The organism is Aeromonas rivipollensis (assembly GCF_010974825.1).
Classification (GTDB): domain Bacteria; phylum Pseudomonadota; class Gammaproteobacteria; order Enterobacterales; family Aeromonadaceae; genus Aeromonas; species Aeromonas rivipollensis.
Window position 1 is genome coordinate 1 of record NZ_JAAILA010000044.1, and the last position, 9272, is coordinate 9272.

Below are 9272 nucleotides of genomic sequence, written 5' to 3' on the forward strand. Positions count from 1 at the left end.
GTCCCCTTCGTCTAGAGGCCTAGGACACCGCCCTTTCACGGCGGTAACAGGGGTTCGAATCCCCTAGGGGACGCCACTTCTCTTCTTGCTAACAAGAATGCAGACATAAGCATCACATGTTTATGTCTGTTTTCTTCAGCGCACTTTATAAGTGAATGCTGTTGCAAACATGCTCTTTAACAATCTGGAAAGCTGATTTAAAAAGTAGTTCTCAAACATTTGTTACAAGTGCTTTGGAAACTTCTTGGCGAAAACCAAAATTTATTTTTGGTCCTTGTTGTACAGCAACAAGTCGCGTCGTTTCGACGACACTTCTTGGGGTTGTATGGTTAAGTGACTAAGCGTACATGGTGGATGCCTTGGCAGTCAGAGGCGATGAAGGACGTACTAACCTGCGATAAGCTGTGAGAAGTCGGTAAGAGACGCTATTACTCACAGATTTCCGAATGGGGAAACCCACCCAGCATAAGCTGGGTATCTATTACTGAATACATAGGTAATAGAGGCGAACCGGGAGAACTGAAACATCTAAGTACCCCGAGGAAAAGAAATCAACCGAGATTCCCTCAGTAGCGGCGAGCGAACGGGGATTAGCCCTTAAGTTTCTTGGAAGTTAGTGGAATGGTCCTGGAAAGGCCAGCGATACAGGGTGATAGCCCCGTACATGAAAACGACCTTGAAGTGAAATCGAGTAGGGCGGGACACGTGACATCCTGTCTGAATATGGGGGGACCATCCTCCAAGGCTAAATACTCCTGACTGACCGATAGTGAACCAGTACCGTGAGGGAAAGGCGAAAAGAACCCCTGTGAGGGGAGTGAAATAGAACCTGAAACCGTGTACGTACAAGCAGTGGGAGCCCTTCGGGGTGACTGCGTACCTTTTGTATAATGGGTCAGCGACTTACATTTTGTAGCGAGGTTAACCGTATAGGGGAGCCGTAGGGAAACCGAGTCTTAACTGGGCGTCTAGTTGCAAGGTGTAGACCCGAAACCGGGTGATCTAGCCATGGGCAGGTTGAAGGTTGAGTAACATCAACTGGAGGACCGAACCCACTAACGTTGCAAAGTTAGGGGATGACCTGTGGCTGGGGGTGAAAGGCCAATCAAACTCGGAGATAGCTGGTTCTCCCCGAAAGCTATTTAGGTAGCGCCTCGGACGAATACTACTGGGGGTAGAGCACTGTTTGGACTAGGGGGTCATCCCGACTTACCAACTCCATGCAAACTCCGAATACCAGTAAGTAATATCCGGGAGACACACGGCGGGTGCTAACGTCCGTCGTGAAGAGGGAAACAACCCAGACCGCCGGCTAAGGTCCCAAAGTTCTGGTTAAGTGGGAAACGATGTGGGAAGGCTCAGACAGCTAGGATGTTGGCTTAGAAGCAGCCATCATTTAAAGAAAGCGTAATAGCTCACTAGTCGAGTCGGCCTGCGCGGAAGATGTAACGGGGCTCAAACCAGGCACCGAAGCCGCGGATTCACACTTATGTGTGAGTGGTAGGGGAGCGTTCTGTAAGTCTGCGAAGGTGTATCGAGAGGTATGCTGGAGATATCAGAAGTGCGAATGCTGACGTAAGTAACGATAAAGGGGGTGAAAAGCCTCCTCGCCGGAAGACCAAGGGTTCCTGTCCAACGTTAATCGGGGCAGGGTGAGTCGACCCCTAAGGTGAGGCCGAAAGGCGTAATCGATGGGAAGCAGGTTAATATTCCTGCACGACTTGTAATTGCGATGGGGGGACGGAGAAGGCTAGGTGGGCCAGGCGACGGTTGTCCTGGTGAAAGTGCGTAGGTGGTGTTTCTAGGCAAATCCGGAGACACAACACTGAGACACGAGACGAACGCACTACGGTGCGGAAGCCATTGATGCCCTGCTTCCAGGAAAAGCCTCTAAGCTTCAGATTACAAGTCATCGTACCCCAAACCGACACAGGTGGTCGGGTAGAGAATACCAAGGCGCTTGAGAGAACTCGGGTGAAGGAACTAGGCAAAATAGAACCGTAACTTCGGGAGAAGGTTCGCTCTTGACAGTGAAGTCCCTTGCGGATGGAGCAGTTGGGAGTCGCAGTGACCAGATGGCTGGGACTGTTTATCAAAAACACAGCACTCTGCAAACACGAAAGTGGACGTATAGGGTGTGACACCTGCCCGGTGCCGGAAGGTTAATTGATGGGGTTAGCGCAAGCGAAGCTCTTGATCGAAGCCCCGGTAAACGGCGGCCGTAACTATAACGGTCCTAAGGTAGCGAAATTCCTTGTCGGGTAAGTTCCGACCTGCACGAATGGTGTAACCATGGCCATGCTGTCTCCACCCGAGACTCAGTGAAATCGAATTCGCCGTGAAGATGCGGTGTACCCGCGGCTAGACGGAAAGACCCCGTGAACCTTTACTACAGCTTGGCACTGAACATTGAACCTACATGTGTAGGATAGGTGGGAGGCTTTGAAGGCGTGACGCCAGTTGCGCTGGAGCCGTCCTTGAAATACCACCCTTGTATGTTTGATGTTCTAACGCAGGGCCCTGAATCGGGCTCGCGGACAGTGCCTGGTGGGTAGTTTGACTGGGGCGGTCTCCTCCCAAAGAGTAACGGAGGAGCACGAAGGTTGGCTAATCCTGGTCGGACATCAGGAGGTTAGTGCAATGGCATAAGCCAGCTTAACTGCGAGACGGACAGGTCGAGCAGGTACGAAAGTAGGTCATAGTGATCCGGTGGTTCTGAATGGAAGGGCCATCGCTCAACGGATAAAAGGTACTCCGGGGATAACAGGCTGATACCGCCCAAGAGTTCATATCGACGGCGGTGTTTGGCACCTCGATGTCGGCTCATCACATCCTGGGGCTGAAGTCGGTCCCAAGGGTATGGCTGTTCGCCATTTAAAGTGGTACGCGAGCTGGGTTCAGAACGTCGTGAGACAGTTCGGTCCCTATCTGCCGTGGGCGTTGGATGATTGAAGGGAGTTGCTCCTAGTACGAGAGGACCGGAGTGAACGAACCTCTGGTGTTCGGGTTGTCACGCCAGTGGCACTGCCCGGTAGCTAAGTTCGGAATCGATAACCGCTGAAAGCATCTAAGCGGGAAGCGAGCCCTGAGATGAGTCATCCCTGACCCCTTGAGGGTCCTAAAGGGCCGTTGGAGACCACAACGTTGATAGGTGGGGTGTGTAAGCGCGGCGACGTGTTGAGCTAACCCATACTAATTACCCGTGAGGCTTAACCATACAACACCCAAGAAGTGTTCTGGGCCTTGTAGCAAGTGCATGAACTACTTACAAATTCAGTGATAACGACAAGCCACGAGCAAGATCGTTATTCACGTCAGCTTTCCGAGATTGAAGTTTTTTGCCTGGCGGCCATAGCGCCGTGGAACCACCTGATCCCATGCCGAACTCAGAAGTGAAACGCGGTAGCGCCGATGGTAGTGTGGCATTCGCCATGCGAGAGTAGGACACTGCCAGGCACCCAATTAGAAGAAACCCCGCTCATCGAGCGGGGTTTTTTATTGCCTGAAATTCACAGCCTGCATCTATATTCGGTTGATTTATAACCGAATCCCACCTTCATCGGCCCTGATCTGCACAGGGCAGCACCATATTGACTACGCCGTCTTCCAGCTGGATGTCGATCTGGAAACCCAGCCGCTTGGCTAGGTTGATCATGCCGCGATTGCTGGGCATGGTCATGCCCGACAGCTGGCCGATGCCGCGCTCTCTGGCGTAGCGCACAATCTTCTCCATCATCAGCTTGCCGAGCCCCAGCCCTTTCATATCCGATCGCACCAGGATGGCAAATTCCGCGTCAGACTGGTCCGGATTGGATATGGCGCGCACCACTCCCAGGATCTGCTGGCTGAAGGCGCCGTCCTGTCCGACCGCGACGAAGGCCATCTCCCGGTCGTAATCTATCTGGGTCATGCGGGCCAGCTCTTCGTGCCCCAGCTCCCCCACGTCGGCGAAGAAGCGCTTGTATCTGTCCTCATCGGAGACCTTGAGCACGAACTGCTTGTGGGCCGGTTCGTCCTCCGGCCGGATCGGGCGCAGCAGGACATGGCTCTGATCCTTGAGCCAAGCACCCTCCTCCAGTTCGGTGGGATAGGGGCGAATGGCCAGTGGCAGCATCTGCCGACCCTCTTCCATCAGCACCAGCCTGGCATCCAGGATCACCATCTCTTCACCACAGGCCTGCAGTGGATGCAGGTCCAGCTCCTGGATTTCGGGGAAGGCAAGCAGCAGTTCGGACAGTTGGCACAAGACCTGGCCGAGGGCATCGATATTGAGTCGTACCGGACTGGCCTGTTCGCGGATCTTGCCGTTCTTGAGGGCACCGATGATCTGGTAGCGAGCGAGCGCCTGATTGAGCGGTGGCAGGGCCGCGACCATCTCGTGGGGCTCGGCACCGGACTCCCCGAGCAGGATGACGGGGCCGAACACGGGATCCTGCTGCAAGCGGATCCTCAGCTCCAGGCCCCCGCTGCGGCGCGCCATGCGCTGCACCAGTAGGCCTTCTATTCGGGCCCCCGGATCGTGCTGGCGGACCCGGTCCAGGATGGCATCCGCCGCCTGGGCCACTTCCGCCGAGGTACGCAGATTCAGCATGACACCGTGTACCTCGGACTTGTGGGCTATGTCAGGTGAGCGCAGCTTCACCGCCACCGGATAGCCTATCTGCTCCGCGGTCAGCGCCGCTTCGATGGCATCGGAAACGATCCAGGTCGACAGGGTGGAGAGACCGGCCGCCTCCATGATGGGTTGTGCCAGGTGGGTATCCAGTACCCGCTGCTTGCGATCCAGCGCCTGGCGGAGCAACTGCTGGCAACGCTCGACATCTAGCCTGTCCCCTTGCAGGGAGGCGGGGGTCTCCATCAACTGCTTCTGGTTGCGGCGATATTCCACCATGTGCATGAAGGCGGTGACGGCACTCTCCGGGGTGCGGTAAGTGGGGATCCCCGCCTCATTGAACAGGCGGCGACCCTCCTGGGCCGAGTATTCTCCCGCCCAGTTGGTCAGGATATTGAAACGCCTTGCCCTGGGGTGCTGCTTGAGGAAATCGATCAGATTGCTGGCCAGGGTTGCACCGCGGGCGGTGAGGGAGGGGGCGTGGATCAGCAGAATGGCATCGGCCCCGTCCCCTTGCAGCAGCTCGTCCAGCGCGGTTCTGTAGGCCTCCACATCGGCATCGCTGCCTATGTCCAGGGGAGGCATGGCCATCTTGCCACCGCGCGCCAGCAGCACGTCTGCTGCCATGTTGGCCAGACCGCGCCCGTTGGAGAGGATGGCGAGTCGCTCCCCCTTGAGGGTCAAGGAGTGGCTCAGGGTTTCGACGGTGGCAAACAGCTCATGGGTATCCCGGACCCGCAGCATGCCGGCCCGGCGGATGGCGGCATCATAAACGTTGTCGAGCCCGTTGGCCGGATCGTGGCGGCCGCTCTTGAGCACCAGAATGGGCTTGTTGCGGGAGGCGGCGCGGGCGGCGGAGAGAAAGTGACGGGCATCGTGCAGCTTGTCCATGTAGATCAGGATGGCGCGGGTTGCCCCGTCGCGGGAGAGCTGATCCAGCAGCTGGCCGAAGTCGATATCGCAGTGATCCCCAAGCGAAACGAAGGCCGAGAAGCCGATCTCCCGCTGTTTGGCCCAATCGAGAATGGTGGTGCTGACGGCCGCCGATTGGGACAAAAAGGCCACCTGCCCCGGGGTGGCGGCAATGGGGGAGAAGCTGGCATTGATGCCCTGCCCGGGCAACAGCATGCCCATGCTGTTGGGGCCGAGCAGGCGGATGCCGTATTGCTGGCAGAGCTGCCTGAGCCGCTGGCGCTCGTCGCCGGAGAACTGGGCGGCCAGTATGATGGCCGCCCCTGTACCCTTCTTGCCGAGCTCCTCGATGAGCGGCAGTACCCGCTCGCGCCGGGTGCAGACGATGGCAAGGTCTGGAGAGAGGGGTAGGCTCTCGATATCGGGATAGGCGAGCACGCCAGCCACGGCCCGGCAATGGGGGCTGACCGGCAGTATGGGGCCCTTGAACTGGCCCGCGAGCAGATGCCGGATGACTACATGCCCGGCCTTCTGGGGGTCACTGGAGGCACCGATGACGGCAATCGATTGGGGTTTGAAGAGCCGATCCAGGCCGCTTGGTTTCATGGGCACTCCTCATGGCGACCCCCGAGGCGAGGGTGACGTATGGTGCCAGTCTAATACGCTTCAGGCGTTCATTCTGTGACCCATTGCGGATCACGACCGGGCCAGGGCATTGGCACGCAGATAAAATCTCAGCTCACCCTGGATGCACAACACAGTGGCCAGGTGCCTGTCCTGCACATAGATCTCCTGCTCCCGATCGAGCGAGGTGCGCTGGACTCCGAGGCTCTGCAGGTACTCTGCAAACAGGATGGCACTCTGGATTTCGACAAGATGCTGGCTCACGGCATGGCTCTTTGTGGTGGATGGGTTTGCCGGCCAGTGTCCCCTCTTCTCCTGGGGTTTCATACTGACACATTTGACACTGATGCTGGGGCCATCCCGGAGTCAGCGCAATCCTCCCTGACCGCGGGCCGTGTCCCAGAAGGCGCGGATCAGCGGTTCTTCCAGCCGCTTCTTGAGCACGGCGATGCCGACATCGAACGGCTTGAGGGCAGGCCTGGGTTCGACGATGCGGACCTTGTCCCCCATGGGGCTGTGATCGATCACGGCGGCAGGCACCAGGCCTACGCCGAAACCGAGCGCGACCATGGCGACTATGCCTTCATTACCGGCGACCTCGGCATAGATGTTGGGGGCTATGCCCTTGTTGCGAAACCACTGATCACAGCGTTTGCGGGCCAGCCCCTGCTCCGAGAGGATGAGTGGCAGCCGCTCCCAGTCGGGCTCCCCCTGCGAGAACCACTGGCTCGATTGCGGTGCGGCCCGGGGGGCGATAAACACCAGTGGCACCTGCTGCAGGCTGGCGAACTCCAGCTTGGCAGAGAGCGCATCCGGTCTGGCGGCGATGGCGAGATCGGCCTCATCGGCCAGGATCTTGTCCACCGCCAGGGCGGGGTCACCGGTCTCCAGCTTGATCTCGAGCTGGGGATAGCGGCGACGAAAGCGCTCCAGCACCTCGGGCAGCAGGAAGTAGCTGGCGGTGACAGAGCAGAAGACCCGCAGCCGGCCCTGCAACGGCTCGTCGCTGCGCCTGAGTTCCTGCTTGAGCCGCCGCCACTCCTGCAGCAGGCTGCCACCGAACTCCCGCAGCTTCTCTCCCGCCGGGGTGAGCCGCACGCTGCGGTTGTCCCGCTCGAACAGCACGCAGCCGGTCTCCTGCTCCAGCCGCTGGATGGCGCGGCTCAGGGTGGAGGGGCTGACCGCCATGGCATCGGCGCTCTTGCCAAAGTGGAGGGAGTCGGCGAGGTGGAGAAACAGTTCGAGATTGCGAAGGTCCATCTTTGAATTCCTGCAGCGGCGCTTGTGCCGACTATATCTGTTCAGACAGCAAGCCCCCGAGATGCACCGGGCGGGAAAAACGGCCTGAGATTGCCAAGAGTCACATTTCAATTTATGCAACGTACTGTTTCGAATATATCAGTTCAGGCAATAAGTGTCCCGCGCTATAGTGGTTTGGACAACGCCGTTACCCGGCATGGAATCAATCGAACGGAGCAATCACCATGGCTAACTATTTCAACACCTTGAACCTGCGTCAGCAGTTGGCCCAGCTGGGCAAGTGTCGTTTCATGCAGCGCGAGGAGTTCGCTGACGGTTGTGCGGCGCTCAAGGGCAAGAAGGTGGTGATTGTGGGCTGTGGCGCCCAGGGTCTGAACCAGGGCCTGAACATGCGCGACTCCGGGCTGGACATCTCCTACGCCCTGCGCAAGGCCGCCATCACCGAGAAGCGTGCCTCCTGGCAGAAGGCCACCGACAACGGCTTCGTCGTCGGTACCTACGAGGATCTGATCCCGACTGCGGATCTGGTACTGAACCTGACTCCGGACAAGCAGCACTCCGACGTGGTGAAGACAGTCATGCCGCTGATGAAGCAGGGCGCGGCCCTGGGTTACTCCCACGGTTTCAACGTGGTGGAAGAGGGTCAGCAGATCCGCGCCGACATCACAGTCGTCATGGTGGCGCCCAAGTGCCCGGGTACCGAGGTGCGTGAAGAGTACAAGCGCGGTTTCGGTGTGCCGACCCTGATCGCCGTCCACCCGGAGAACGATCCCCAGGGCGAAGGCATGGCCATCGCCAAGGCCTGGGCCTCCGCTACCGGCGGCGACCGTGCGGGCGTGCTGGAATCCTCCTTCGTGGCGGAAGTGAAATCCGACCTGATGGGCGAACAGACCATTCTGTGCGGCATGCTGCAGGCCGGTTCCCTGCTCTGCTACGACAAGCTGGTTGCCGAGGGCACCGATCCGGCCTACGCCGGCAAGCTGATCCAGTTCGGCTGGGAGACCATCACAGAGGCCCTGAAGCAGGGTGGCATCAGCCTGATGATGGACCGTCTGTCCAACCCGGCCAAGCTGCGCGCCTTCGAACTGTCCGAGCAACTGCGCACCCTGATGCGTCCGCTGTTCGAGAAGCACATGGATGACATCATCGCCGGCGAGTTTTCCCGCGGCATGATGGCCGACTGGGCCGAAGACGATGCCAAGCTGTTCGGCTGGCGCGAAGAGACCGGCAAGTCCGCCTTCGAGAATGCCCCGGCTTATGCGGGCAAGATCGCCGAGCAGGAGTACTTCGACAACGGCGTGGTCATGGTGGCCATGGTCAAGGCGGGTGTCGAGCTGGCGTTCGAAACCATGGTGGCCTCCGGCATCTATGAAGAGTCCGCCTACTACGAATCCCTGCACGAGCTGCCGCTGATCGCCAACACAGTCGCCCGCAAGCGTCTGTACGAGATGAACGTGGTGATCTCCGACACCGCCGAGTACGGCAACTACCTGTTCGCCAACGCCGCCGTGCCGCTGCTGCGTGAGCACTTTATGCCGACCCTTCAGGCTGGTGATTTGGGCAGTGCCCGTGCCGAGAGCAAGGCGGTGGACAATCTGGCGCTGCTGGCCGCGAACGAAGCGACCCGCAACCACCCGATCGAGCAGATCGGCCAGACCCTGCGCGGCTATATGAAAGACATGAAGCGTATCGCCGTCGGCGGTTGATGCTGGCGATGGAAGGGCGGGGGTGACGATCCCCGCCTTCTGGCCGGCTTGGACACCTGGCCAGATCTCCACAGGATGGCAACGCCGGCTCCCGGCAATAAAAAGCCCCGCTCATCGAGCGGGGCTTTTGCATTCAGAATGTCCCGTCCTGAATATGG

The 9272-nt window shown here is 58.7% G+C and carries 4 protein-coding genes, 1 tRNA gene and 2 rRNA genes; 4 read left to right on the plus strand and 3 right to left on the minus strand.

Going from position 1 to position 9272, the window contains the following annotated elements; all coding sequences use genetic code 11:
- From G4923_RS20335 to rrf, 3 genes are all read left to right on the plus strand, one after another.
- Positions 1–76, plus strand: a tRNA-Glu gene (locus G4923_RS20335).
- 251 nt (positions 77–327) lie between these two features.
- Positions 328–3217 (plus strand): 23S ribosomal RNA (locus tag G4923_RS20340).
- A 124-nt stretch (positions 3218–3341) separates the two neighbouring features.
- A 5S ribosomal RNA gene (gene rrf / locus G4923_RS20345) occupies positions 3342–3456 on the plus strand.
- A gap of 100 nt (positions 3457–3556) precedes the next feature.
- Here the strand turns inward: rrf and G4923_RS20350 are convergent.
- The 3 genes from G4923_RS20350 to ilvY all read right to left on the minus strand — a co-directional run bounded on the left by G4923_RS20350 (position 3557) and on the right by ilvY (position 7408).
- On the minus strand, positions 3557–6130 hold the full coding sequence (locus G4923_RS20350; RefSeq protein WP_111913735.1) for a bifunctional acetate--CoA ligase family protein/GNAT family N-acetyltransferase: 2574 nt from the start codon (positions 6128–6130) through the stop codon (positions 3557–3559).
- A 90-nt stretch (positions 6131–6220) separates the two neighbouring features.
- Positions 6221–6412, minus strand: a complete 192-nt coding sequence (locus G4923_RS20355; RefSeq protein WP_111913734.1) for a hypothetical protein — start codon at positions 6410–6412, stop codon at positions 6221–6223.
- A 102-nt stretch (positions 6413–6514) separates the two neighbouring features.
- Positions 6515–7408 carry an HTH-type transcriptional activator IlvY gene (gene ilvY / locus G4923_RS20360; protein ID WP_111913733.1) on the minus strand — a complete coding sequence of 298 codons (894 nt, stop codon included), beginning with the start codon at positions 7406–7408 and terminating at the stop codon, positions 6515–6517.
- Between the two features lie 224 nt (positions 7409–7632).
- Here ilvY and ilvC point away from each other — a divergent pair, with 224 nt between their 5' ends.
- Positions 7633–9114, plus strand: coding sequence for a ketol-acid reductoisomerase (gene ilvC / locus G4923_RS20365; RefSeq protein ID WP_111913732.1), 1482 nt, complete (start codon positions 7633–7635; stop codon positions 9112–9114).
- Positions 9115–9272: the final 158 nt, after the last annotated feature.

Excerpts from the sequence above, each read along its gene's own strand:
- ilvY (WP_111913733.1), bottom strand. The coding sequence starts at position 7,408 with ATGGACCTTCGCAATCTCGAACTGTTTCTCCACCTCGCCGACTCCCTC.
- ilvC (WP_111913732.1), top strand. The coding sequence starts at position 7,633 with ATGGCTAACTATTTCAACACCTTGAACCTGCGTCAGCAGTTGGCCCAG.
- G4923_RS20350 (WP_111913735.1), bottom strand. The coding sequence starts at position 6,130 with ATGAAACCAAGCGGCCTGGATCGGCTCTTCAAACCCCAATCGATTGCC.